This window comes from Bacillus sp. SA1-12 (genome assembly GCF_000981385.1).
Classification (GTDB): Bacteria; Bacillota; Bacilli; order Bacillales; family Bacillaceae; genus Metabacillus.
The window spans coordinates 1-24,296 of record NZ_LATZ01000010.1; the positions used below are offsets into that span (position 1 = coordinate 1).

Consider the following 24,296-nt stretch of genomic DNA (forward strand, 5'->3'; position numbering starts at 1 on the left):
TTACATTTTAATAGTTTAAAATACATTTTTAGCTTATTCTTGATACAAGATATTAATACGCGTTAGGTACAGGATAGTAAAGCTTTTAAGCTAGGTAAGAAGTTTCGATTAGGTTGACACTCAGCTAATGCAACATGTTATCAAATAGAGGGATAAACTTTTTAATAAACTTTTACATAAAATCTATCAAAACTTAAAAAATCACATTTACAATATAGAAAAAAAGGAAGGGGAAAGACCAAAATGTACAAGTATATAATTAATGTATTATTCAAGGGGAAAATTTATCAAACCAATGTAATAGCTAACAAAAACAAATCAGAAGAAGAAGTGTATCAAATTGCAAAAGAGCAAATTTTGAAACAATGGGCAGGTTAAACAACAACATAGGTTATTAATTTCACCGATTAAAGTGAAACATGCTCCTTTTGCCATATACATATAGGTCAAAACCAATGATTTGAAGATAAATAAAAGCTAAGTGCCAACTTGATCTGCCCCGTAAATGTTAGACACCAAACTAACATTTACGGGGTGTTTTAATGGCCAAATTTACAACGGAAGAAAAAATTCAAATTGTATTAAGGTATTTAAAAAGAAATGAAAGTATTAATAAAGTTGCGGAAGAAGTTAATGTTAGTCCTCCTATCTTAAGTGGATGGATACGCCTTTATGAACAATTTGGTTTAGAAGCATTTATTAAATCCTATACAAGTTATTCTGTAGAGTTTAAACTAAATGTACTCAAGTTTATGAAAGACACGGGTATATCCTCTTATGACGCAGCTGCCATTTTCAATATTTCTTCACCAGGCTTGATCCGAAACTGGCGCAAGTTATTTGAGACTGGAGGAATTGATGCCCTACATCCAAAGAAAAAGGGGCGATCATCCATGAAAAAAGAAACAAAAACTAATGTTAAAAAACAATTACCAGTTGAAGGATCGCTTGAGGCTCTACAGGCTGAAAATGAGCGTTTACGTATGGATAACGCCTACTTAAAAAAGTTGAACGCTTTAGTTCAAGCACAGGAAAAATTACAAACAAAGTCAAAGCGCAAGTAATTTTTGAGCTAAAGAATGAATTTGATATCGTGGAATTAGTTAAAGTCGCTGACATTCCACGTAGTACATACTATTATTGGGAAAAACAATTAAATCGAGAGGATAAATATGCGAGTGTAAAAGAAGTTATTGATGCCGTTTATCATGAGCATAAAGGTCGTTATGGTTACCGCCGTATCCACAAAGAATTAGCGAAAAGGAACATTCACTATGATCCAAAGACCATTAATCGTTTAATGAATGAGATGGGCTTAAAATGCGAAGTGCGTATGAAAAAGTACCGTTCATATCGTGGAAAAGTAGGTAATATCGCACCTAATATACTTTATCGCGATTTCCACGCAGACAATATGAATGAAAAATGGGTAACCGATATAACAGAATTTCACTTATTTGGAGAAAAACGTTTTTTATCTCCAATTTTAGACTTATGTAATGGAGAAATTATTGCGTATAAAGTAATGAAACGTCCGGTTTATCCACTGGTTGGAGAGATGTTAGATGAAGCAGTGAAGCGAATACAGCCCGGAGATAAGGTCATCCTCCATTCAGATCAAGGTTGGCATTATCAGATGGATAAGTATCAAAATAAATTAAAAGAATATGGTATCCGTCAAAGCAGGACTCGTAAGGGAAATTGTTTAGACAACGCAGTCATGGAAAATTTCTTTGGCTTATTAAAATCGGAACTTCTTTACTTACAAGAGTTTGAGAGTATGGAACATTTTGAACGAGAATTAGAAGAATATATTTATTATTACAATCACAAACGAATGAAGGCAAAATTAAATGACCTAAGTCCAATAGAATACCGGACTCAGGTCTTAGAAGCTGCCTAATCTTTTTGTCTAACTTTATTGGGTCAGATCAAATGGGCAAAATTTTTGAGATAGCTTTTTTCATATTAGATGAAATATTCTTTTTGGTTGTTTACAAACGTTGAATCTGTTTGGTGGTATCTTTTAACGATCTTACAAGTCCGTTTTCAGAACTTTAATGGTTATAGCCTGATAGTCGGTATAATGCAAAGGAAAGAGCATTTTATTGATGTTGAGGCATAAAATAAATCAAAAATATAGACATATTTTCAAGACTAAAGTATAATGGCAATAACAATTAGTTTTTTGAATATGTAATAACCTTCCACCGTAAAGGGGAGTAGCGTCAGGATTATTCCTGAAACAAAGTCGTCATTCCATGAACCTTGATTGTTCATCGGCTTTGTTGGCATAAAATTGTGCTTAGCGAGACCTTTGCCATTTTGGCAAAGGTCTCTTTATTTTTGCCTGGAAAGTTATTGAAACTCTGTATTGAGGATGGTGCTTCGACATCCAGCTCCGAAGAACAGGATGTTCAAGTACAGCCAGGGTGATTAACGTCGCGCTTTGGATTTTGGTTTAAAACTATTTTTGATTCTATAAGAATTTGAAAGTAGTAAAATATATTTTTTAGGAGGTAGAACAAATGGAAATGGAATTTCTCACTGCACTTTTGTCTATTATAGTGATTGATTTAGTTTTAGCTGGAGATAATGCCATTCTAATCGGACTTGCGGCAAGAAACCTGCCTAAAGACCAACAAAAGAAAGTAATTATATGGGGATCATTTGGAGCAATTGCGATACGTATTGTGGCTACACTAGCTGTCGTTTGGTTATTGGAAATCCCTGGTCTGCATTTAGTCGGCGGACTTTTACTAGTGATTATTGCTTATAAATTGCTTGTTGATGACAATGACCACGGAGATGTCAAGGCTGGGGATAACTTTTGGGCAGCGATTCGTACCGTAATTATCGCTGACGCATTAATGGGTCTGGATAATGTATTGGCTGTTGCAGGAGCTTCTCATGGAAATATGCTTCTAGTCGTCATTGGATTATTAATCTCTGTTCCAGTAGTTATGTGGGGAAGTACAATCATTCTTAAATGGATTGATCGTTACCCGATTATTGTTACAATTGGGGCCGGTGTATTAGCCTGGACATCTGCTAAGATGATCGTTGGAGAACATTTCTTAAGCGGATTATTTGCTAACGGCTTTGTAAAATATGGCTTTGAAATTTTAGTTATTGCTGCTGTCATTGGGTTAGGGAAATATAAAAAAACAAAAATGGCAAAGGAAAAAGCTGAAAGTGATGAACAAGATTCCTTGTTAAAGGCTGGTTCTAACTAAAATAGTTTAAAAGAAAAGACGCTTACCAATGAGGGAGCGTTTTTTCTTTATTTTCTGAATTCTTTTGTGGGAAATACATGATTTCTTGTATAATAGTCTTAAAGCAATTTAAAAAGTAGAGGATACTAAGTGGTGTTTATGTTCTTATGAATTAAAATGTAAACGATTTCAATTTGGTGTCTCAGTTGCGGTTTTAGAATGGATTTAGCACTTGTCATTCAAAAAAAATTACAAGGTGAGAATGAGGGGGGGAGTATAGATGAGTATGAATGGGAAGTTGTCGCATCAATTTCTTATATACAATGAGACATTTAAACACAACTCTGCCGGAATAGTTGTGTTTTCAGAAGATGGGAAGATGATCGAGAGCAATCATTCGCTTTGTAAAATACTTGGATATCATGAAGATGAACTAAAAAATTTCAACATTTCCAAACTTATACACCCCGACAGTTTACCTGACCATACTAAACATGTAGGAGAACTTATAAAAGGGTCAATCATGAATCAACCTCGCTTGTATCGTTTTATCCACCATAAAGGTTATGATGTTTGGATGCTAGTATCTACAACTGTTATAACGGGAGAGAATAATCACTTTTTGCTTGTTTCCAATCTAGTTGAAATCAACAGTCATATTTTATTCGATAAAGAGTATCGTCTCTTAACCGAACATTCAATTGACATGATTGCCAGGCACTCTCCAGATGGCATTTTCAAATTTGTAAGTCCTTCATGCAAACTGCTTTTAGGCTATGAGCCCGAAGAATTATTGGAAAAGTCCCCTTATGATATCTTTCATCCAGATGATATTGCCATGATTGCCGAACATCATCAAAATATCCTGGAAGACATTGATCTGAATAGCTGTATCTTTCGTATACGTAAAAAAGATGGAAGCTATAGTTGGTTTGAATCTGTGGGTAAGGCAGTTAAAGACGAAAAGGGCAGTGTTACTGAGTTGTTAATCTTTTCGAGGGATATTACAAAACGTGTCAAAACAGAAGAATTATTGCGAAAAACGGAGCGGTTATCCGTTATTGGTCAAATGGCCGCTGGAGTGGCACATGAAATCCGGAATCCATTGACGTCAATTAAAGGATTGATGAAACTAATAAGATCATCACCAGAGAAGATCGATTTTTATATGGACATTATTCATGCCGAGTTAGAACGAATTGAGTTGATTACAAATGAATTTATGACGGTTGCTAAACCATTGGCCGTTAAATTTTGCCTTAGAGATTTACAAAGCTTATTAAAAGGTGTGACATCCTTTCTTCAGCCTGAAGCTCTTTTGAAAAATGTACAAATCAATACAGAATTTGAGGAAGACATTCCGGAGATTAACTGTGACGCTAATCAATTAAAACAAGTCTTTATAAATATTATAAAAAATGCAATTGAAGCAATGCCTGAAGGCGGAGAAGTGATTGTTAAAGTAACTATGTTCGAGGATGACCAAGTCTTAGTTCGATGTATTGATCACGGGTGCGGAATCTCTCCAGAACGGCTTCCGTATCTCGGAGAACCTTTTTATAGTCTGAAAGAAAAGGGGACAGGCTTAGGGCTGATGGTCTGCTATAAAATTGTTGAGGAGCATAATGGGAGAATTTCAGTAAGCAGCGAAGTTCACAAAGGGACTACTGTTGATGTGATTCTCCCTGTACAACTTTAAAGATAGTGTGGGAGAAGGGGACTATCTATATATGAGAATAAAAAATAGAGGCCATTCTTTCATTGTTGAGTATCCGTTTTTATCAGCGGCTTCAAAGTTTACAACTATTGAAGAATTCCCTTTTTTACACTACAATATGTAATGGTAGGTGAAAAACATGAACATAAACAACTTTCGGTTTGATAAAGTAGGATTGAATCGATTTTTTGGTCCTTTAGAGTCAAAAATTATGGATATTCTTTGGGAAGGACCGGAAATGAGTATTAAAGAGGTCCAACAACAGCTTGAAAAAGAAAAAGCAACAAATTTTAATACGGTTATGACTGTGATGAATCGGCTGGTTGATAAAAGAGTAATCGAAAAAAAGGCCGTCGGAAGAACGTCATACTTTAAGCCAGTAAAAACGAAACAGGAATTTATTGAAGAGCAATCGAAAAAGCTTACAGATAATCTATTAGATGAGTTTGGAGGCCTAGTTGTGAACCATATGCTTGATTCTCTAACAGAGGTAGACCAACAGTTACTTATTCGCTTGGAAGAAAAAATTGATCAATTGAAAAAAGGAAAAAATAAATAATGTGGAGATATAAATCACAATTTGTTTTCGGATTAGGCCTTTTTCTTGGGATCATCATGTGTGCTCAAATGGGAATGTATGTGGTTAATCACGTATTTGGTACAATGATTAACCTGAATATCTTTCAGTTCTGCATTAGTTTATTTATGGGAAATACCTTCTTGTATCATTCTGTTTTATTAGCTATTAACTCTTTTATTGCCTTCACGATTTTTAGTATTTGCAAGAAAATGATTAATCAATTTATAGAAATAAAAAAGATTAAGAATAAAATCACCTTGTTAAAAAATGAACCACTTACATTATCTTTAAATCATTGCTTTCAACGAAAAAAAATGGATATTCAAGTGATTACCTGCAATGAACCTGTTGCCTTCACCTTTGGGTTTGCAAGTCCAACGATCGTCCTATCAACAGAATTAATAAAGATGCTGGATCAAGAGGAATTGGCTGCCGTAGTCTATCATGAAACTGCTCATCAGAAATCCTTCGATCCTATCAAAACATTTATATTACAATTGATCTCTGAGGTTATGTGGTATATTCCGCTTACAAAATGGGCGTATCAAAATTATAAAATTTTAGTTGAACTTGTAGCTGATGAATATGCAGTTAGGCGGATGGGATCTGAATTAGGGTTAGGCAGTGCACTTCTTAAACTTATTAAAACACGCATAGGAGGAAGCTCCGCTCCAGCTCTTGTGCATTTTACCGGAGGAACGGTTGATTACCGTATAAAGCAATTGATTGAGCCAGAGCCGTCCATTCCTGTCAAATTACAAACAAGATCGATTTTTATTTCCATCAACATGATTATGGTGATGATGGTCTTAATGGATATTGTTTAATGAGTCTAGCTTCTTATCAATTATTTTTTTCTTGACCAATAAGTATATATACACTACAATGTGTAGTGTATATATACAATGGGTAAAAAGGAATGTCATTTTTTTTATCCCTTAAACACTACGAAGTGTAGTGTTTAGCTTGTAAAACTAACTGAAGGGAGCTAGTTTAAATGAAGTCTTTTGAAATCGGAACTCTCATTTTGCGTGTTTATTTAGGATTAGCATTTTTTATTCATGGATTTACAAAATTTCAAGGTGGTGTCGAAAATACGGCAGGCTGGTTTGAAAGCATGGGCATCCCTGGATTCATGGCATATGTTGTTACGGTTATTGAGATAGTTGGAGGCTTGCTGCTCATTGCGGGTTTAGGCACACGTTATATCACCCCATTGTTTTTTATCATTATGATGGTAGTGATTTTTAAGGTGAAATTATCTGAAGGTTTTACAGGATATGAATTGGATCTTACATATGCAGCCATTGCATTATTCCTGTTTCTTAATTCGAAATCAACATTCTCACTCGATGCAAAGCTTTTAAATAAAGAAGCAGCCTAGGATCTAGATAGTACTGACAAATATTCAAGTAGGTGTAAACATGTCAAAAGGAAGAAGAAAAAAGTCGAAAACGCAGTCCCCTAAACTTATATTTTGGATTGTCGGCCTGCTGGCAATTTGTATGGGAGGATTGCTTTTTCTAACCAATACATCAACAAAGGTTGAAGCATTTGATTACAGCGGACAACCATTTATGGGTGAGGAAGCAGCACCTGTTCAAATCGTTGAGTTTGGTGATTATAAATGCCCAATCTGCAAAAATTTTAATGAGTCGTTTTTGCCTCAGATCAAACAGGATTTTATTGATACAGGGGAAGCAAAATTTTATTTTATGAATTATTCCTTTATAAACATTGATTCTATCCGGTCGGCGAAGTTTGGCGAGGCTGTTTACCAGGAACTTGGAAATGAGACGTTTTGGAAATTCCATGAACTTCTTTTTACAAAACAGCCAGCTGACTTGAAATATGAAAGAATGGATGTTTTTACAGAAACCTTTCTTGAAGATACATTAAAGGAAATTGTCTCAGAAGAAGAAGTTCAAAAAGTGGTGCAAGCATTTAAAAGCAATGAATCAGAGACTGCCTGGAATACGGATATGGAGAAAGCCAATAAGCTTGGAATAACAGGTACTCCAACTATCTATGTAAACGGCAAAAAGTTTGAAGGCAATAGCTATGAAGACTTTAAAGCGATGGTTGAAGAGGCTTCACAAGGGGAGTAGTGAATAGAGATGAATAAATCATTACTGATCTCCTGGATTGCTTCTCTTCTTGCGACATTAGGAAGTTTATTTTTTAGTGAGGTATTACATTTTATCCCATGTACACTATGCTGGTATCAACGAATTCTAATGTACCCATTAACATTCTTATTAGGCATCGCATTTTACAATAATGATCGTAACGTTTATAAGTATGTGTTGCCGTTCTCGATTCTCGGAATGATCATTTCAGCTTATCATTATTCCTTGCAGAAAATACCATTTGTGCAAAAGTTTGAAATGTGTACAAGCGGAGTTCCGTGCTCAGGTGAGTATATTAATTTGCTGGGATTTATCACGATCCCGTTTTTAGCCTTCATTGCATTTTTAATCATTACCGTGATGATGGTTTTGCTTAGAAAGAAATCAATTGCTTAATTTGAAAGAGGCTGCCTCAAAATGGTCTAATTCCTCCAATAACCACCCATTTTTGGTGCTTTTGAGGTGACCCTTTTGTTTTGAGGCAGCCTTTTTTCATAGATTTAAATAAGATGATGTTAATTAAACCTAGGGTTTAAAGAGGAGATTAGTTGTTAGTAGCCAACAAATGCTGAACCTACAATAATTAATAAGATAAATAATACAACGATTAATGCGAAACCCATTCCGCCGCCATCTCTGCCCATACGATTCACCACCTTACGTAAAAGATACTACATCTTATGGTAAAGGGAATATTTTTGTAAGGTACATGCATGGAGAAATGAAAAACGGGCGGTTTCATAGGTTCTATAAAGGAGTAGAATGAAAGAGTATCTTTCGGTACCCTTTTGTATAGGTCTCTGACTATACCCCTTTTTCTAAAGGAGATATAATCAAAGACCTACCTTTGGGTTCCTAAGATGATAGAAAGAAATAGTCTTAGTAATAAATGCAAACAGAAACAAATGCTTCAATTGCTTAAGTGCGCTGAATTCCAGAAGTTGAAAAACTTTTAATCATTTTTTGTAAATTTCTATGTCCTTCACGAAGTTTAATTGTTTCTTCTATGATTCTTTGGAATCCTTCCAAGTCTTTGTCAGATGCATTTAAAACGGATTTCGGAAGACCTTCAGCAATTTGTTGTAAGGTCAAATCGTCTCTCACCAACAACGACCACCTTTCCTTCATTTTTGATAGACTTTTGTCCTCCTTAATATTTTTCGAAAACAATCATGTTTTCCTGCATGTAGCACAGAAAATTTATCTACATTTATCAGCAGATTATATAATAATCGGAAAGAATTAGAGGTTATTTAACAAATAACGACTATATGTAACAATAATTCTTTAGGTCTAGAGTGATTTTTCCATAATGCAGTAATGGAATGGACAATGAGCTTAAAATAGACTATCTAATAGCAAAAAGGAGCAGTGCATGTTTCCTTGGGAGGAGAACAGGCACTGCTGTCTTGTCGTTTAGGATATTATTAAATTTTTAATAATGAAGATAGGCGAACGACATCCAGCTTAGAAGCAAGGGATGTACAAGTGCAATTAGTGTGACAAGACGTCTCGTCAGCGCCTAGCCCTCAAGATTATAAGCCAATTTGGAATGGAAGGCAAAGGGACCCCTTTCTATTCCAAATCGTCTTATTTGCCTTACCATGGGCTGTTCAACGCTCCCTGAGCTTTAGTTCTTAAATAACACTTGATAATACACGCTCAATGTTTTGTTTTGCGATATTTCCCCCAACTAAAGTGATTTCGCTTGTAGCCTCATTGGCTATTATGGTAACTTCATCTCCTATATTTATACCTGGACAGACGACAGCTTTTTCAATCTGTGCATTTTTCCCAATTATTGCATTAGGTAAGATAACAGAATCCTTGATGGTTGCTCCTTTCGCAACCTTAACACCACTAAATAGAACAGAGTTTTCAACTGTTCCATAGATTTCGCAGCCTTCGCTTATAAGTGATTGTGATACTTTAGCAGCAGCATCAAGGTATTGAGGCGGGTGAGTTTGTCCAGCCGTGTAAATTTTCCAATCTTGATCATGGAGGAGAATGTTTGTCTCTTTTTTAAGCAAATCCATATTTGCTTCCCAGAAACTATCAATGGTTCCGACATCTTTCCAGTATCCGTTAAAAGTATAGGCTACCAGCTTAAGGTTGTTTCGGAGCATGGCAGGAATGATATCTTTACCAAAATCCTTAGAGGAAAATGGATTTTTTTCTTTCTGCTCCAAATAATATTTTAATGTTTTCCATTTGAAAATATAGACTCCCATTGAAGCTAAATTTGATGAAGGATTTTTAGGTTTTTCTTCAAAATCAATTATTCTTCCTGTTTGGTTTTCCGTTTTCATTACACCAAATCTGCTTGCTTCGTTCCATGGGACTTCAATGACTGATATCGTGGCATCTGCTGATGAAGTGATATGATGCTCGAGCATTTTGCTGTAATCCATTTTATAGATATGGTCACCTGAAATAACGAGGACATGCTCTGGGTCATATTGTTCAACGATATGTCGATTTTGATAAATAGCATGTGCTGTTCCTTCGTACCATCTTTCACCATTTTCACACTGGTATGGAGGGAGGATGCTTAAACCACCGTCTCTTCGGCTTAAGTCCCATTCCTTGCCATCGCCAATATAGCTTTGTAGAACATGAGGATGATACTGGGTTAAAACACCAACTGTATCTATACCTGAATTTCTGCAATTGCTTAATGTAAAATCAATGATTCGATATTTACCACCAAAGTGAACTGCAGGCTTCGCTAAATTTTCTGTTAGGTTTTTTAATCTTGTCCCTCTTCCACCAGCTAAAAGCATGGCAATACATTGTTTCTTCAAAATTGTCCCTCCTGGTATCGTTTTCTTTTTAAAAAAGTAAAAGTATTACGTTTTACTCATGCTCTGTGACTCAGGATATAAGATGTTTTTATTTTCTATCCTGAGATCAGGGTGTTTTACCTTTTCTATTTATTTCAAGCTTTTATAAGCGGTCTTCCTCCCATAACTTATAAAAGTACTCAAGCTCTTCATCATCGAGGGAAACTTGATGATGTTCCTCATCTTGTTTTATTAAATAAACAATGTCCTCCATTGAAATCCTCCTCTGAGTTGTCCTGATTTTTAGGAATTAACAGATTTTATGTTAACAAAATTCATCTGTGAAAATAATCAAAATATTACGCCTATTTTAGATGAGTATCGACAAATGTAAGGGAATTATTGGGAAATTACAGGCGTTTTAAAGGCGATCTTGTAGAAATTCACTTGAATTTTAATGAATTTGTCGAACTTTTTTTAATGATCTTTTAGAATTTTCATACGTTAGCCCAATGAGATGGCAGTTTTATATCTAGAGAAACTTCGTAAAATTAAATTCACCTTGTCCTCAGCAGCTGAATATACTGAAGAAAACAACTTTAGGTGATGCAAGTGAAGATTGTTAAACTTATCAAAGGCTGGTATCATGCTTATAAAGAAAGATATATAGTAAAGATGAAGGAACTTGGAAAATGTCCCGTTTGTCATGGAAATGGATTTACGTCAATTCCGAGTCCTTACGCAGCGAATACTTTTGATTGCCACGCATGCAACGGTACAGGTTTATATTCCGAATGGGAGAAAAATAACGAATAGAATGATGATAAAAACTTCTGACATTTGTTAGAAGTTTTTTGTTTTTAATACATATTTTCTTATGTCCAGGGGAAGATAACAATGATTTACATAAACATTATGAAAGGGGATTGACCCATGAAGAAAAAATGGTTACTCATGTTTATAAGTATTTTATTAGCTGCATTCGTTTCAGTTGGCTGTAATAATGCCGACCTGGATCCTGCACCGCCAGAGGATAACAATGGAACAAACAATAATGACAACGGAACAAACAATAATGACGACGGAACAAACAACAATGACAACAATAACCTTGATGATGCAATCGAGGGAGAAGAAAATATTCCTGGCGTTGACAAAAATGACACGATGAATAAAGATGATGAAAATGATGCAGCTCCAGATCCTGAAGATCCTATAGAAGATGCAGAAGATCTTGGTGATAAAAATAACAAGGATGAATAATCCAATGTAAAAAGCCCTTATTTATGAGGGCTTTTTTCAATCGTAAGGGTTTTAGTTCATTATTTCATCATCAAGTAAGGGGTGAAATTGATAGTTCGTTAAGTCTATAACATGATTATGTTTTAAAATAATTCCTTCACCCTCAAGAAACTCTTTTTGCGACAAGAACATTTCCTCATCATGGAAGGCAATTTCTCCTTTAGCATTGACAACTCTATACCATGGCAGCTGATATTTGGCACTCATGGAATGAAGGATCCTCACAACTTGTCTCGCACCTCTAGGACTGCCGGCAATCTTGGCAATTTGTCCATATGTCATAACTCTTCCTGGGGGAATTTTTTGGATGATCGTAATGACTCTTTCTGTAAAGGAAAGCATGGTGACAACCTCTTTCTATCAAGCAGTGTTTCATGTTCTAAAAATAGAGTATCATAAAAGTCTTATTTGTTAAAAAATAGTTGCTTTTTTCTCCTTATTTTCATGTATACTTGTATTTTACATGCAAAAATACATAGAAAAAGGTGGTTGTCATGAACGGAACAGCACATGCCACAATTGGTGCCGGTGTGGGTTTTATTGCTGCTCAATCTGTTCAGGCTGAGCCAGCTGGAATGATGCTTTTAATCGGTATCGGCAGTGTGGCTGGATTAATGCCTGATTTGGATATCGACGGCAAATTAACCAATAAAATTACATTTTCACATACGTTAATTCGTTCTGTAGCGCAATTGATCAGCTTGATGATGATTGTTTATATCCTTCTTGAAGAAACGGGTACAAATAGGTGGGTGGGAGTTAGCATTGGCGCTGTGATTATCATTATCTCTTCATTCATTAAGCAGCGGCATATGTTGACAGTGACAGGTTTAGGTGTTTTTGGAGGGGGATTGCTTTTATCTGAAAAGTGGCTGATCCTATTAGGGATCTATGTAATCATCGCTTCCTTTGTTCCCCATCGGAGCTATACTCACTCGCTTTTAGGAATTGGGTATGTTGCCATTATTGCTTATTACTTAGAAGTTTCACTTGCGATCGAAGGTGTTTTTCTAGCATGTCTCTTAGGTTATATCAGTCATTTACTTGCTGATATGAAAATACTGCCATTTAATAAGCGTGGTGTGAAAATTTTCTTGCCTTTTTCTTCAAAGGAATTTTAAATAATATTGATTTTGCAGCAAAAAAGGTATCCCAAAAAACAAAAGGGTCAGTCCCCTTAAACACATTTTATTGGTGTTTTAAGAGGAACTTACCCTTTTGTTGTTTTTTGGAAACATACAGAGCTTAGCTTAATTTAAAATTTTCACTTCGACTTGTTTACGGCCCCATTCTTTTGCGTCTGCTTTTGAAGGGATAAAGACATCAATTTTGTTGCCTTTTATTGCTCCGCCAATATCTCCTGCAATCGCTTCGCCATATCCCTCAACATGAACTTTTGAACCTAGTGGAATGACGTTTGGATCAACAGCAATAACTTTCTTATTTGGATTTGCATTTAAGTCAATACCAGTACTGGTAACTCCAGAACATCCTTCACAGTTTGCCGTATAAGCGGTTGCTGTGACAGTTAACTCTTTTTCAACTGATGGTTCTGCTTGTTTTGCCGGGGCTTTTTCTACCTCTGAAGCAACTTTTTCTGTTGGTTTTGCTTTAGTTGCAGCTTTTGTCTTATTTGCAGCTTTTACATTAGTGGCATCAACATCATTAAGAATTAATTCGTCCCCAGGTTGGATGATATGTGAATCAATATCATTCAGATCTTTTAGCTTATCAACAGTTAAGTTATTTTCCTGTGCAATATCCCAAAGAGAGTCTCCTTCCACAATCTCATAATATTCTGGAAGCTCTAATGTATTATTAGGGTGAATAATATCCCCAGTTAAGTTGTTCCATTCCTTAAGATCAGCAACAGACACTTCTTTTTGTTTCGCGATTTCTGAAAGAGTGTCTCCTTCTTTAATTTTTATTTCTTCAGCAGAAGCGTTCACAGCAAATCCTGCTGAAAATACAGCCGTTGTGATAAACGTTACTATGCCTTTTTTCATGTTTAATGTCCTCCTTGTTAGCTTGTATTATGCTAATCAATGAGTCCTATCTTAACATGAAAAGCTACTTTAAAAAGGACAAGCACCTAACAGTTCCTTTACGTTATTACAATCATGTAATAGAAGTGTTACAAACTCAACCAATTATATCCAGGTTATCCAGTAGAAGTAAAATTATAGAATCATTCTCCTTTACAAGCCAATTTTACCATGCCAGTTTTTAATGAAAAACAGATCTGTAAAAAGGAAATGCTTCATAATAAATAGTTCATTAGAAATTAGGATGGAAAAAATCCAATTTCAATACGTGATGATTTACCTTGTTTATCCAAGGATGATCTAACTAAGTAACTATATATTTTTAAGGGAGGTATGGGTTTTTTGTCCTGGTTTTTATGCAGTTAAGCTTTAAAGTAGTAAGATAGATATTTGTGAATAAAAATAAGAGCTTCATCCTACTTTTATTCACAAAAACAATAATTTGTTTTAACTTAAATTACATATTGGATCAATATTTCTTATCTAAAATAAATCCGTACTCATTCAAATTAGATAGGAGATGTAAAACATGAACAGAAAATTATTAGCAGGTGCTTCGATTGCATTTACGTTATTATTTAGTCCGTTGCACGAAACATTTGCAGAAGTTTCAACAGGGGATACGAAAAAGGTTGATAATGTAGCACACCGCGGTGCTTCAGCATATGCACCGGAAAACACAATTGCTGCGTTCGATAAAGCAGTAGAAATGAAAGCTGATTATATCGAAATCGACGTTCAACGAAGCAAGGATGGCGAATTGGTTCTTATTCATGATACGACAGTTGACCGTACAACGGATGGTACTGGAAAAGTAGGCGAATTAACATTTGAAAAGCTGAGAAGCCTTGATGCAGGAAGCTGGAAGGGTGAGGAATTTACTGGAGAAAAAATCCCGACATTTGATGAAATTCTTGATCGCTATCATGGTAAGATCGGAATTTTAATCGAGTTAAAGGCTCCAGAGCTTTATCCGGGAATTGAAGAGAGTGTCGCTCAGGAATTAAAAGAACGAAATCTAGATAAACCGCAAAATGAAAAAATTATTATTCAATCCTTTAACTTTGAATCTATGAAACTTACAAATAAATTGCTACCTAAGGTTCCGATCGGCGTTTTAACAGGTTCGCCATCAGACACAACAAAGGAAGCTTTAGAGGAGTTTTCTACCTATGCTGATTACTTTAATCCACACTATGGAATTGTGACAAAGGATTTAGTTAATCAAGTTCACTCAATGGGAATGGGAATTTCATCTTGGACTGTTCGAAGTCAAGAGGCAGCTGATTTCCTTTTTGAAATGGGAGTAGACGCTATTATTACCGATTATCCTGATTATGTGGATCCTAGAAATTAACACTTAAAGAGAGAAGAGAGTCTGGCTCCAATGGTGAGCTGGTCTCTCTTTATGTATGCTTTATTAAGTTATTCTAGGTTTGAAAAATCGCTTAAATCTTCCCGTTTACCGATGACCACCAATAAATCTCCGTGGCGAATAATCTGATCTGGAGGAGGAGATACGGTAATATTGTCCTCTGTAACGATAGCAATAACACTTAAATGATAGTTAGCACGAATGTCGAGCTCCCTCAGGCTCTTTTCAGCCATATTTGAAGGGATCATGATTTCTTCAATATTGTAATCCTTAGAGAGTTCAATATAGTTTAGCACATTAGGTGACAAAAGTTGATTGGCGACTCGTTCTCCCATATCTCTCTCGGGAAAAATAATCAAGTCGACCCCTATTTTGTCTAACACCTGTCCATGCAGCTTGTCGAGCGCTTTTGCGATAATTTTATTAACACCTAGTTCTTTAAGAAGCATAGTGGTTAGAATGCTTGCTTGCATATCATCCCCAATCGCTACGATGACGCAATCAAAATTTCTTATTCCAACAGAGGTAAGTGCCTTTTCTTCCGTTGAATCCGCAATAACAGCATGTGTCAAATAAAGACTGGCATCCTCGACTCGTTCTTCATCGATGTCAATACCAAGAACTTCTTGTCCAGCCTCATATAATCTGCGAGCAACACTTGTCCCAAATCTTCCAAGACCAATAACAGCATATTGTTTTGTTGTCATTTCTCATTTCACTCCCACCAATGCTATTAACCAATCAACCCTGATCTTTTTCCTCAATCTTAAGGGGCAGTCAAAATCTTAGAAAAGTATAAGGAGTGTAAAGGAAAACTGCCCGTAAAGATCCGACGAAGGATTGTTGTCCAAGTCAGGCGAGTACGTGGCGTTAAAAGCGTGATAAGTTTCGCTAACCATCAGCGGGATGAAAAAATTCCCCCTGATGGAAGTCTCACTTTATTTATATTTCCTGAAATGAAGGGGGATAAACAATGATTCCTTTCTGCAAAGTGTATGGAATTATATGATTGGGATCATGCACTAATTTTGAATAGAATGTTAAAGTTTTCTGAATATTTAGTTTAAATACTTGATAGATCCATAGTGTGTGGTATATGATATGTAGATGATGATGCGGCAAATTTTCTGTTTTTATATTATAAATACGTTGAATTTTTCGGACTTATTTGTAGTGAATAATTACTTTAGATAAAGAGGAAGGGATTTTTTATGGATTACTCATTTTCTGAACAAACCAAGAATTATAAATCATCAGCTGTTAGAGACATTCTCGCTGTTATTCAGCAAGGGAACGTGATTTCCTTTGCAGGAGGATTGCCATCTGAAGATTTATTTCCATTAGCTGATGTTCAAATTGCTTATGATAAGGTATTTGCATCGGGAAAATCAAGTTTGCAATATGGCCTGACAGAAGGATTTAAACCTCTTAGAGAGGCGATTCAAGCAAGAATGGCTGGAAAAGGAATAAATACGGAGCTTGAAAACATGCTGATCACGACTGGATCACAACAAGCAATTGATTTATTTTCAAGGGTTATTCTATCCTCTGGAGATGTTGTACTAACGGAAGATCCTACATATCTGTCTGCCTTGCAGGTTTTTCGTTCCTATGGAGCAAAGGTAGTTGCGGTTAGCAGTGATGAATATGGTATGGAGTATGAGGATTTAGAAGAGAAAATCAAAGCACATCGTCCAAAATTTATTTATATTATTCCGACCTTCTCTAACCCGGACGGAAAGGTTTGGAGTACAGAACGGCGAAAGCAGCTGTTGAATCTCTGTTATGAATATGGGGTACTTGTCCTTGAGGACGATCCTTATGGAGATATCCAATTCCATGAAGAGGAAGAATATCCTTCTGTAGCTTCATTTGATCATGACCAAAGCCATGTGGTTTACACAAGCACTTTTTCTAAATCGGTTGTTCCTGCTTTACGAACAGGCTGGGTTACAGGTCCTTCACCAATTATTAAAATGATGACACAAGCAAAGCAAATGGCAGATTTGCACTCTAGTTCACTTGATCAACAAGCATTATACTTTTTATTACGCGATTTTAACCTCGAAGGCCATATTCAAACGCTGAGGACGGAATATTATAATCGAATGATCATAATGAAGGATTATTTAAATAAATTGGAACCAGGTATATTTACGTGGAAAGAGCCGAAAGGCGGAATGTTTTTGTGGGTAGAAGGGCAGGAGCATTTAAATACACCGACTTTGCTCAAAAGTGCGGTAGAAAAAGGTGTTGCCTTTGTACCTGGTGCCCCATTCTATGTCAATCAGCCTAAGTACAATACTTTCCGATTAAACTTTAGTCATTCTACACCTGAAAAGATAAAATTGGGTATGGATCGATTAGTTGATGTATTGTTAAGTCCAATAACTGTTTAAAATCTGTTAGAATAAAAAATGAGGAATCCGCTATGCGATTCCTCATTTTTGCATTTTCCGCTGAAAAGTATTCAGTATTACTCTTGAGAAGAAAGTTCAATTTTTATTAATTTGTCATCATCTTTCTGTGGAGTCCCCCGGCCATCACGATTATTCGTAATTGTATACAATTGAGTATCTTCAATATATACATCGCGCATTCTGCCGCTCTTATCATGTACAATGCTGACTGACTCAGAGGTTATGTCATAGCTGCGGATTTTGGAATCTCTTAAGGTTGCAATATAAAGTTTTCCATCATGATAGTCAATTCCAGATGGTGCCCATGTAATATTACCAGTATGATAGATTGGTTTCACCATGCCAGGTGACTCTTCATCGCCTTGAATAACCGGCCAGCCATAGTTACTGCCAGGTCTAATAAGATTAATTTCATCATGAGCGCTTAGACCATGTTCAGAACTATATAGATTCCCCTTGTCATCCCAAGCCAGTCCTTGAGGATTTCGGTGTCCGTATGTGTAAATATAGGAGTTTTGAAATGGATTATCTCCTGGAACTGATCCATCTAAATTCATGCGAAGGATTTTTCCGGCTAAACTGTTCCGATCCTGTGATAGCTCTGCAACTCCGGAATCTCCGGTAGTCACATAAAGCTTTCCATCAGGACCGATCCGCATTCTTCCGCCATTATGAATTCGCCCGCCTGGGATTTTTTCCAATAGTGTCTTTGTCTCAGTCCACGTGTTTTCATTCTTTTGAAGAATCACAACGCGATTTTTTGTCTGTCCATCTTGTGTATATGTATGGTAGGCAAAAGCTTGCTGGCTTGTTTTAAAATCAGGGGCTAGCACAAAACCGAGAAGTCCGCCTTCACCATCATGCAGAACTGCTTTAGTGAGAGTTAACTTCTGTGGAATCACACTTCCTGACTTTTGGTTAATTGCGACTAACTTCCCTTCACGTTGAGTCATGTAGAACATGTCATTCTGTTTTGTAATTGTCCAAGGGATCGATAAATTGGTCGCGATGATTTCCATGGAACCTGCAACCGCTTCTTCAACCTCTTGATCCTGTTTTGTCTCTTTTTGAGCATTATCTAATGAACAGCCAGTAAACAATAATAATAGTATAAGCAAAATGCATATTTTATACATTGTTTCTCTCCCCATCAATGGAAATTATTTGTATTTATAGTAACAAGTATGGGAAAGAGAATCAAAATTTAAACCAATGCATCAATGAGAATCAAGCCTCATTATCCTCAGTTTCGCTTACCTTTTCAATTTTTTCCACAAACATTTGGTATACTTTTCGCTTTTCTTCTAATTCCTTTATATATTGTTTCAGTTCTTCATATTTTTCTACAAAAGGAATATGATATGCTGTTTTAATATTAGTAATGATCTCATCATTTATTGTGGATTGAATGACTTGCTTAGTTATCCCGGATTTATAGGAGTAGAGCTGAAGGTCACATTTAATCTTTTCATATTCCTCATCAATTTCACGTTTTTGCTGCAGCATTTCTTCCTTCCATTCTAATAGAGCATCTTTAACATATGAATTCAATTGTACCTCTCCTTAGCAGCTTATTCGTTTTGTACTATAGTAGATGACTATCCATTATCTAATACACTATTTATGAAAAAACTCTTATTTTATGGGGGTTATAAGGTGACATAATGTGATTAGATTTTTGGGTGTGAAAAAATATATGTGAATAAATACCTAGTCCGCTTTTTTAATATAGGAATTAAGTAAGTGGTAGCTAATCGTGGAGTATCCAATTTACGGTATAATTGTATGAAAATTCATAATATTAATGCCGAATCTTCTTGGACATGGTACAATGGAAGAGACATATATTCCATAATTATCCTTATAGTACCCAAAGGATATTAATTGTTTCATATTTACTAGCCTTACCAGTCAACCCATTGCTGTGTAGGGCTATTTTTGTAAAAAGGAGGTGATAATTGTGTTGGAGTGGTTAGAGCTTCTTATTAAATTGTTAGTTGCTGCTGCCACACTTTTCTCTTCCATCACACTTGGATTAAAAAATATCGATGAGTTAAGAAGAAAACCTAAAAAGAAAAGACGATTCCCTTAAGGGAACCGCCAAAAAAAATGTGCTACGAGTAAATTATAATACAAATCTAAACAAAATATGAGGGAAAATTCAAAAAAATTGCAAATTTTTTTCATGGTACTTAGGGATATATGGAATTATGTCGCTTTTAAATAAACTTTTAGGAGGAATCACATGAGTAAAGTAGGTTTAATTCCTTTTACCATTCAAACAATCGTTAAAGACACAAATGTTATTCCACCGGGTATTGAATTAATCGGTGCTCCTGCTGCTTGGGAGGAAGGGCTTAAAGGCGATGGCATTGTCATAGCGGTTCTTGATACAGGTTGTGATTCTAACCATGCAGAGTTAAAAAATCAAATTATTGATGGCTATAATTTTACAACAGACGATCATGGCGATCCGAAAAAGTTTATTGATTATAACGGACATGGTACTCATGTATGTGGAACCATTTGCGCCGAAGAAAATGATTCCGGAGTAATCGGAGTAGCACCAAAGGCAAAGGTTCTTGTTTTAAAAGTATTGGCGGGTCAAGGTTACGGAGATACAAAATGGGTTATAGAAGGGATCCGCTATGCTACAAATTGGAAGGGACCTAATGGTGAACGTGTACGTGTTATCTCAATGTCCTTAGGAGGAAAAGACAATGAGCCTGATCTGCATCAAGCAATAAAAGAAGCGGTCGATCAACATATTCTTGTTGTTTGTGCAGCAGGTAATGAGGGCGATGGAAAAAATGATACAGATGAACACGCCTATCCAGGGGCATATCCTGAAGTCGTCCAAGTTGGAAGTGTTAACTTGCAAAAGGAAATTTCCGAATTTAGTAATACCAATAAAGAAATCGATCTCGTTGCACCTGGGGAAGACATTCTATCAACCTATCTGAACAATAGGTTTGCTGTCTTATCTGGTACCTCGATGGCAACGCCTCATGTTTCCGCTGCAGCAGCGCTCATTATTCAGCAATGTGAAAAAGAGTTTGAGCGTCCGCTGACAGAGCCAGAAATTTATGCACAGCTTATTAAAAGAACCATTTCACTGGAATACAGCCGACGTTTTCAAGGAAATGGGATTTTACATTTAGCACCCGGCATCCTCTCCGCAACACAGAACCATCAAGCAGCTGCCGCAAACTAACACTCACAGTAATGGGAGAACATCAAAATTGAAATAATATTCTCCCTCAAACAAAAGATATACCAAACAAATTTTAGAGGCTGTCACAAATGGGTCTGGTCCTTTGGACAGCCTCCCTACGTCTTGCTTTTCTGTCTAGAGGTAACTCCTTTCACGTATCTTTTCTCTCCTCATTTCACCAAATTCCTTCTTCTTTTTTTATTTATTAATTGAAGATGATCAAAGTGTTAATTTATTAAGGTCATTTTAATTTTCTGTAAAAAAATAAAAAGACTCGACTGTTACTTTTTTCCTGCCCCTATTTATCTACATTCGAAAAATTACTACAAATCTCGCATCGTATTCGACAAAATTCTTTTAGAGTGTGAAAAAAGGAGGAGGTTCAAAATTCATTCTAAGTATATATTCCTGAATTACAGCAATTTACAAAGACTATAAGCCTTGTTAATACTCGCTTAATATTACATAAATAAACTTTTTATATAAGCATATCAAACTATTACTTACACTGAAGGAGCGAGTGAATCGATGGATCGTCGTAAATTTTTAACTTATGTGGGAAGCGGTACAGCAGCATTAGTAGCTGCATCTTCTGGCTTAGGAGTATTGGCACATAAAGCAGATGCGTTGACCGCAAATCATTTAATGGATGGACAAGCTAAAGGAAAAGGTAAATCTCTTACAGCTCCTTTTAAGGAAATTGGACGCACATGGGAAAATGACCTCGTACTTCCAAAGGGCTATCACTATAACATCATTGCTTCATATGGTGATGTGATTAATTCAAAAGGAGAGAAGTTTGGAGACGCAGCAGACCTTACTGTTTATTTCCCAATTGATAGTTTAGAAGGCGGAAATAATTCGGAAGAGGGATTAATATGGGTAAATCATGAGTTCCCTGAACCAGATAACTATTTAGAAATGTTAGGGATTAACAAAGATACATATAAAAAATCGGATCTTAGCAAATATCCTAAGTTATTAGCTATGCAAAAAGAAGCAGTTGGCGGATCTGTTATTCATGTAAAAAAAGAAAAAGGCCAATGGAAGTTAGTGAAGGATGATCAATATAACCGCCGTGTAGATGGGACAACTCCTATTCAATTAACTGGTCCTGCAGCTGGAAGCAGTGCAGTAAATGGAGCAAAAACGGTAGAGGGCTCACTTGGAAACTGCAGTGGCGGGCGTACTCTTTGGAATACTGCTCTTTCTTGTGAAGAAAATACGGAATATGCAGACGATTATGGCTGGCCGAACTTTACAAATGAGCATTATGGCTGGGTTATGGAAGTAGATCCATTTAATCCGAAAGCGCCGGTTCGAAAACATACCGCTCTTGGGCGTTTTGCGCATGAAAATGCGGCAATGGGACTTACAAATGATGGAAGAGTTGTCGTTTACATGGGGGATGATTCACAAGATCAATGCTTCTATAAATTTATTAGCAGCAAAAAATTCAATCGAAACAACCGTGCAGCCAATTTCGATATTTTAGAAAGCGGAACATTATATGTGGCAAACCTTGGTCAACAGGCATGGGTTGCTCTGGATTATGCAACAAATACAAAGTTACAAAATTACGTAAAAGACGGTAAAAAATTCTTTACCAGCCAGGCAGATGTTTTAACACATGCGCGTGAAGCAGCACTTGCTGTTGGTGCAACCAAATTAGACCGTCCAGAAGACGTAGAAATTCATCCTCATGACGGAAGTGTATTTTTATCATTGACAAACAATACTGGACACGGAAATTTTCATGGCCAAATCGTTCGTTTTGTTCCTGCTGATGGTGATCATGGAAGTGATAAGTTTACATTCCAAGTATTTGTGGCAGGCGGTGGTGAAAGCGGCATTACTTGTCCAGATAATCTTCATTTTGATAGTGAAGGAAATCTGTGGGTAGTTGAGGACTATGCCGCAACTGAAGAGAATGTTTATGCAGACTATAAAAACTGCGGTGTATTCATGATTCCGACCGATGGTGAAAATTATGGCGAGCCGTTCCAATTTGCTTCAGGCCCACAAGGCTGTGAAGTAACGGGTCCTTGGTTAACACCAGATGAACGTACTTTATTCTTGGATGTACAGCATCCTTCTACTTGGAATCCATATCCAGGTTACAAATTTGGCCGTTCTTGCTTGGTAGCTGTTCAAGGCGGATCATTCAAATAATAAGTTTTCAATCAAAAAATAGTTTTAAAGTAAAGAAGCTAGTGAACTACGGACTACTTAACTGAATAGAAGGATGCAGACGGGTACGCTCGCTTGCACCTTCATTCATTTCCATTAGCTAAGGAAGGTGCATGTTACGTGATTCTCGTCTGTAAAAATCATGTCAATAAAGGCTTGCGAATGATCCATCTTCCACATGTACAGCCAATACCAGAGGAGCAAAGCAGAAATTTTACATGCCGAATTTGTTCAAAGCAAGCGAATTTTAAGTTATACAATTTTATATCCCAGCGGAAACAAGCAGCTAAAAAAGCGATGTAACAAAAGGAGAGAATGCTCATGTTGCAGAATATAGGAATTCCAGGATTAATTCTCGTTCTCGTCATTGCCTTAATTATTTTTGGTCCATCCAAATTGCCTGAAATAGGCCGTGCTTTTGGTTCAACATTAAGAGAATTTAAAAAATCAACTCGTGAACTAGTTTCAGACGATGAACAGAGTTCAGAAGAGAAAGCGAAAAAACAGAAGGCCGTTTAACAAATATTTTTCAAAAGAGGAGATGTTGGTAGCTATTTCATACTAGCATCTCCTTTTTATCAACAAGAAGGTGATTGTAAATAATGGATAATATTGAGATGAATCTTATTGATCATTTAAGTGAATTGCGAAAACGACTGCTGATCGTACTTGGTAGTTTTATTCTCTTATTTATCCTATCTTTTATCTATGTACAGGATATATACAGTTTGTTGATTCAGGATTTACCAATGAAGCTTGCCATTTTAGGTCCCAGTGACATTTTATGGGTGTATTTTATGCTGGCAGGAATCATCGCTATTGCTGGTACGATCCCGATTACAGCGCATCAAACCTGGCTCTTCGTTCGGCCAGCATTAAATGTGAAGGAAAGGAAAGTAACGCTCGCGTATATTCCAGCTTTGTTTCTTCTATTTATAGCAGGGATTTCTTTTGGATATTTTGTTATTTTCCCAACGGTATTTAACTTCTTGTTATCCCTATCAGAAAATATGTTTATGACCTTTTTCACAACAGAGAAATATTTTCAATTTATGATTCATATCATTCTCCCATTTGATTTTCTGTTTGAACTTCCGGTGATTATTATGTTTTTAACTAGCCTTGGGGTGTTAAATCCATACAGATTACAAAAGGCGAGAAAGTATTCTTATTTTGCCCTTATTTTAACAGCCGTTCTTATCACTCCGCCGGATTTTGTTTCAGACGTTATTGTCGTCATCCCGCTTCTATTTCTATACGAATGTAGTGTCCTATTATCAAAAGTAGTTTATCGGCGAAAACAAAAGCTTGTCTTGACAGTTTAAT

Annotated in this window: 27 protein-coding genes and 1 riboswitch; of the genes, 19 read left to right on the forward strand and 8 right to left on the reverse strand. The window is 36.2% G+C overall.

Annotated elements, in window-relative coordinates:
* Positions 1-243 precede the first annotated feature (243 nt).
* The 9 genes from WQ54_RS08690 (at position 244) to WQ54_RS08735 (ending at position 8,037) form a co-directional block, all read left to right on the forward strand.
* Complete coding sequence (locus WQ54_RS08690) at positions 244-378, forward strand: BA3454 family stress response protein (protein WP_046515064.1); 135 nt, start codon at positions 244-246, stop codon at positions 376-378.
* Between the two features lie 164 nt (positions 379-542).
* Positions 543-1,903 (forward strand): IS3 family transposase gene (locus WQ54_RS32515; RefSeq protein ID WP_156177831.1). Its coding sequence is split into 2 segments (ribosomal slippage): positions 543-999 and positions 999-1,903, totalling 1,362 coding nucleotides; the frame shifts between segments, so codons are not numbered across the junction.
* A 302-nt stretch (positions 1,904-2,205) separates the two neighbouring features.
* A riboswitch (yybP-ykoY riboswitch) is annotated at positions 2,206-2,306 on the forward strand.
* Positions 2,307-2,534: 228 nt separating this feature from the next.
* On the forward strand, positions 2,535-3,236 hold the full coding sequence (locus tag WQ54_RS08705; protein ID WP_084821921.1) for a TerC family protein: 702 nt from the start codon (positions 2,535-2,537) through the stop codon (positions 3,234-3,236).
* A 259-nt stretch (positions 3,237-3,495) separates the two neighbouring features.
* On the forward strand, positions 3,496-4,914 hold the full coding sequence (locus tag WQ54_RS31830; RefSeq protein WP_052737717.1) for a PAS domain-containing sensor histidine kinase: 1,419 nt from the start codon (positions 3,496-3,498) through the stop codon (positions 4,912-4,914).
* Positions 4,915-5,071: 157 nt separating this feature from the next.
* Positions 5,072-5,491 (forward strand): BlaI/MecI/CopY family transcriptional regulator, encoded by a 420-nt coding sequence (locus WQ54_RS08715; RefSeq protein WP_046515075.1) that lies wholly within the window; start codon positions 5,072-5,074, stop codon positions 5,489-5,491.
* Positions 5,491-6,339, forward strand: a complete 849-nt coding sequence (locus WQ54_RS08720) for a M56 family metallopeptidase (protein ID WP_046515078.1) — start codon at positions 5,491-5,493, stop codon at positions 6,337-6,339. The genes WQ54_RS08715 and WQ54_RS08720 overlap by 1 nt, the downstream gene beginning before the upstream one ends.
* 170 nt (positions 6,340-6,509) lie before the next feature.
* Complete coding sequence (locus WQ54_RS08725) at positions 6,510-6,896, forward strand: DoxX family protein (protein WP_046515080.1); 387 nt, start codon at positions 6,510-6,512, stop codon at positions 6,894-6,896.
* A 40-nt stretch (positions 6,897-6,936) separates the two neighbouring features.
* On the forward strand, positions 6,937-7,620 hold the full coding sequence (locus WQ54_RS08730) for a DsbA family protein (RefSeq protein WP_046515082.1): 684 nt from the start codon (positions 6,937-6,939) through the stop codon (positions 7,618-7,620).
* Positions 7,621-7,629: 9 nt separating this feature from the next.
* Positions 7,630-8,037 carry a disulfide oxidoreductase gene (locus WQ54_RS08735; RefSeq protein WP_046515085.1) on the forward strand — a complete coding sequence of 136 codons (408 nt, stop codon included), beginning with the start codon at positions 7,630-7,632 and terminating at the stop codon, positions 8,035-8,037.
* Positions 8,038-8,192: 155 nt separating this feature from the next.
* On the opposite strand, the gene WQ54_RS32520 is transcribed toward WQ54_RS08735, so the two are convergent.
* From WQ54_RS32520 to WQ54_RS08750, 3 genes are all read right to left on the reverse strand, one after another.
* Positions 8,193-8,285: a YjcZ family sporulation protein gene (locus WQ54_RS32520; RefSeq protein ID WP_046515088.1), complete on the reverse strand. Its 93-nt coding sequence runs from the start codon at positions 8,283-8,285 to the stop codon at positions 8,193-8,195.
* A 274-nt stretch (positions 8,286-8,559) separates the two neighbouring features.
* The gene (locus tag WQ54_RS08745; protein WP_046515091.1) at positions 8,560-8,745 is read right to left on the reverse strand and encodes a hypothetical protein; all 186 of its coding nucleotides are present in this window, start codon (positions 8,743-8,745) and stop codon (positions 8,560-8,562) included.
* A gap of 533 nt (positions 8,746-9,278) precedes the next feature.
* Positions 9,279-10,448: a glucose-1-phosphate adenylyltransferase gene (locus WQ54_RS08750; protein WP_046515093.1), complete on the reverse strand. Its 1,170-nt coding sequence runs from the start codon at positions 10,446-10,448 to the stop codon at positions 9,279-9,281.
* Between the two features lie 588 nt (positions 10,449-11,036).
* Here WQ54_RS08750 and WQ54_RS08755 point away from each other — a divergent pair.
* A complete protein-coding gene (locus tag WQ54_RS08755; RefSeq protein WP_231597481.1) occupies positions 11,037-11,240 on the forward strand; it encodes a methionine aminopeptidase in 204 nt (67 codons plus the stop codon).
* A 117-nt stretch (positions 11,241-11,357) separates the two neighbouring features.
* The gene (locus WQ54_RS08760) at positions 11,358-11,687 is read left to right on the forward strand and encodes a hypothetical protein (protein WP_046515096.1); all 330 of its coding nucleotides are present in this window, start codon (positions 11,358-11,360) and stop codon (positions 11,685-11,687) included.
* Positions 11,688-11,738: 51 nt separating this feature from the next.
* On the opposite strand, the gene WQ54_RS08765 is transcribed toward WQ54_RS08760, so the two are convergent.
* The gene (locus WQ54_RS08765; RefSeq protein WP_046515098.1) at positions 11,739-12,068 is read right to left on the reverse strand and encodes an MGMT family protein; all 330 of its coding nucleotides are present in this window, start codon (positions 12,066-12,068) and stop codon (positions 11,739-11,741) included.
* A gap of 152 nt (positions 12,069-12,220) precedes the next feature.
* On the opposite strand from WQ54_RS08765, the gene WQ54_RS08770 reads away from it, so the two are divergent.
* A complete protein-coding gene (locus tag WQ54_RS08770; RefSeq protein ID WP_046515101.1) occupies positions 12,221-12,847 on the forward strand; it encodes a metal-dependent hydrolase in 627 nt (208 codons plus the stop codon).
* Positions 12,848-12,976: 129 nt separating this feature from the next.
* On the opposite strand, the gene WQ54_RS08775 is transcribed toward WQ54_RS08770, so the two are convergent.
* Positions 12,977-13,732 (reverse strand): LysM peptidoglycan-binding and 3D domain-containing protein, encoded by a 756-nt coding sequence (locus tag WQ54_RS08775; RefSeq protein ID WP_046515104.1) that lies wholly within the window; start codon positions 13,730-13,732, stop codon positions 12,977-12,979.
* A 568-nt stretch (positions 13,733-14,300) separates the two neighbouring features.
* Here WQ54_RS08775 and WQ54_RS08780 point away from each other — a divergent pair.
* A complete protein-coding gene (locus WQ54_RS08780; RefSeq protein ID WP_046515107.1) occupies positions 14,301-15,128 on the forward strand; it encodes a glycerophosphodiester phosphodiesterase family protein in 828 nt (275 codons plus the stop codon).
* Positions 15,129-15,196: 68 nt separating this feature from the next.
* Here the strand turns inward: WQ54_RS08780 and WQ54_RS08785 are convergent, their stop codons facing one another.
* Entirely contained in the window at positions 15,197-15,853 is a 657-nt protein-coding gene (locus tag WQ54_RS08785) for a TrkA family potassium uptake protein (RefSeq protein ID WP_046515109.1), read from the reverse strand.
* Between the two features lie 504 nt (positions 15,854-16,357).
* Between WQ54_RS08785 and WQ54_RS08790 the strand changes: the two genes are divergently transcribed.
* Positions 16,358-17,545 carry a PLP-dependent aminotransferase family protein gene (locus WQ54_RS08790; protein WP_046515112.1) on the forward strand — a complete coding sequence of 396 codons (1,188 nt, stop codon included), beginning with the start codon at positions 16,358-16,360 and terminating at the stop codon, positions 17,543-17,545.
* Positions 17,546-17,622: 77 nt separating this feature from the next.
* On the opposite strand, the gene WQ54_RS08795 is transcribed toward WQ54_RS08790, so the two are convergent.
* Both WQ54_RS08795 and WQ54_RS08800 read right to left on the reverse strand, forming a co-directional pair.
* The gene (locus tag WQ54_RS08795) at positions 17,623-18,702 is read right to left on the reverse strand and encodes a sorbosone dehydrogenase family protein (protein WP_046515115.1); all 1,080 of its coding nucleotides are present in this window, start codon (positions 18,700-18,702) and stop codon (positions 17,623-17,625) included.
* A gap of 91 nt (positions 18,703-18,793) precedes the next feature.
* Complete coding sequence (locus tag WQ54_RS08800; protein ID WP_156177833.1) at positions 18,794-19,117, reverse strand: hypothetical protein; 324 nt, start codon at positions 19,115-19,117, stop codon at positions 18,794-18,796.
* Between the two features lie 409 nt (positions 19,118-19,526).
* Here WQ54_RS08800 and WQ54_RS35225 point away from each other — a divergent pair, with 409 nt between their 5' ends.
* The 5 genes from WQ54_RS35225 (at position 19,527) to tatC (ending at position 24,295) form a co-directional block, all read left to right on the forward strand.
* On the forward strand, positions 19,527-19,658 hold the full coding sequence (locus tag WQ54_RS35225) for a hypothetical protein (protein WP_269431556.1): 132 nt from the start codon (positions 19,527-19,529) through the stop codon (positions 19,656-19,658).
* Positions 19,659-19,811: 153 nt separating this feature from the next.
* Positions 19,812-20,780 (forward strand): S8 family peptidase, encoded by a 969-nt coding sequence (locus WQ54_RS08805; protein ID WP_046515117.1) that lies wholly within the window; start codon positions 19,812-19,814, stop codon positions 20,778-20,780.
* A 528-nt stretch (positions 20,781-21,308) separates the two neighbouring features.
* A complete protein-coding gene (locus WQ54_RS08810) occupies positions 21,309-22,952 on the forward strand; it encodes a PhoX family phosphatase (protein ID WP_046515120.1) in 1,644 nt (547 codons plus the stop codon).
* Positions 22,953-23,291: 339 nt separating this feature from the next.
* Positions 23,292-23,489, forward strand: a complete 198-nt coding sequence (locus WQ54_RS08815) for a twin-arginine translocase TatA/TatE family subunit (RefSeq protein ID WP_046515124.1) — start codon at positions 23,292-23,294, stop codon at positions 23,487-23,489.
* A gap of 83 nt (positions 23,490-23,572) precedes the next feature.
* Positions 23,573-24,295, forward strand: coding sequence for a twin-arginine translocase subunit TatC (gene tatC / locus WQ54_RS08820; protein WP_046515130.1), 723 nt, complete (start codon positions 23,573-23,575; stop codon positions 24,293-24,295).
* Position 24,296 lies beyond the last annotated feature (1 nt).

Excerpts from the sequence above, each read along its gene's own strand:
- WQ54_RS08770 (WP_046515101.1), top strand. The coding sequence starts at position 12,221 with ATGAACGGAACAGCACATGCCACAATTGGTGCCGGTGTGGGTTTTATT.
- WQ54_RS08815 (WP_046515124.1), top strand. The coding sequence starts at position 23,292 with ATGTTGCAGAATATAGGAATTCCAGGATTAATTCTCGTTCTCGTCATT.
- WQ54_RS08725 (WP_046515080.1), top strand. The coding sequence starts at position 6,510 with ATGAAGTCTTTTGAAATCGGAACTCTCATTTTGCGTGTTTATTTAGGA.
- WQ54_RS08805 (WP_046515117.1), top strand. The coding sequence starts at position 19,812 with ATGAGTAAAGTAGGTTTAATTCCTTTTACCATTCAAACAATCGTTAAA.
- WQ54_RS08705 (WP_084821921.1), top strand. The coding sequence starts at position 2,535 with ATGGAATTTCTCACTGCACTTTTGTCTATTATAGTGATTGATTTAGTT.
- WQ54_RS08780 (WP_046515107.1), top strand. The coding sequence starts at position 14,301 with ATGAACAGAAAATTATTAGCAGGTGCTTCGATTGCATTTACGTTATTA.
- tatC (WP_046515130.1), top strand. The coding sequence starts at position 23,573 with ATGGATAATATTGAGATGAATCTTATTGATCATTTAAGTGAATTGCGA.
- WQ54_RS08790 (WP_046515112.1), top strand. The coding sequence starts at position 16,358 with ATGGATTACTCATTTTCTGAACAAACCAAGAATTATAAATCATCAGCT.
- WQ54_RS08810 (WP_046515120.1), top strand. The coding sequence starts at position 21,309 with ATGGATCGTCGTAAATTTTTAACTTATGTGGGAAGCGGTACAGCAGCA.
- WQ54_RS31830 (WP_052737717.1), top strand. The coding sequence starts at position 3,496 with ATGAGTATGAATGGGAAGTTGTCGCATCAATTTCTTATATACAATGAG.
- WQ54_RS32520 (WP_046515088.1), bottom strand. The coding sequence starts at position 8,285 with ATGGGCAGAGATGGCGGCGGAATGGGTTTCGCATTAATCGTTGTATTA.
- WQ54_RS08765 (WP_046515098.1), bottom strand. The coding sequence starts at position 12,068 with ATGCTTTCCTTTACAGAAAGAGTCATTACGATCATCCAAAAAATTCCC.
- WQ54_RS08690 (WP_046515064.1), top strand. The coding sequence starts at position 244 with ATGTACAAGTATATAATTAATGTATTATTCAAGGGGAAAATTTATCAA.
- WQ54_RS08795 (WP_046515115.1), bottom strand. The coding sequence starts at position 18,702 with ATGTATAAAATATGCATTTTGCTTATACTATTATTATTGTTTACTGGC.
- WQ54_RS08715 (WP_046515075.1), top strand. The coding sequence starts at position 5,072 with ATGAACATAAACAACTTTCGGTTTGATAAAGTAGGATTGAATCGATTT.
- WQ54_RS08730 (WP_046515082.1), top strand. The coding sequence starts at position 6,937 with ATGTCAAAAGGAAGAAGAAAAAAGTCGAAAACGCAGTCCCCTAAACTT.
- WQ54_RS08720 (WP_046515078.1), top strand. The coding sequence starts at position 5,491 with ATGTGGAGATATAAATCACAATTTGTTTTCGGATTAGGCCTTTTTCTT.
- WQ54_RS08735 (WP_046515085.1), top strand. The coding sequence starts at position 7,630 with ATGAATAAATCATTACTGATCTCCTGGATTGCTTCTCTTCTTGCGACA.
- WQ54_RS08785 (WP_046515109.1), bottom strand. The coding sequence starts at position 15,853 with ATGACAACAAAACAATATGCTGTTATTGGTCTTGGAAGATTTGGGACA.
- WQ54_RS08775 (WP_046515104.1), bottom strand. The coding sequence starts at position 13,732 with ATGAAAAAAGGCATAGTAACGTTTATCACAACGGCTGTATTTTCAGCA.
- WQ54_RS08760 (WP_046515096.1), top strand. The coding sequence starts at position 11,358 with ATGAAGAAAAAATGGTTACTCATGTTTATAAGTATTTTATTAGCTGCA.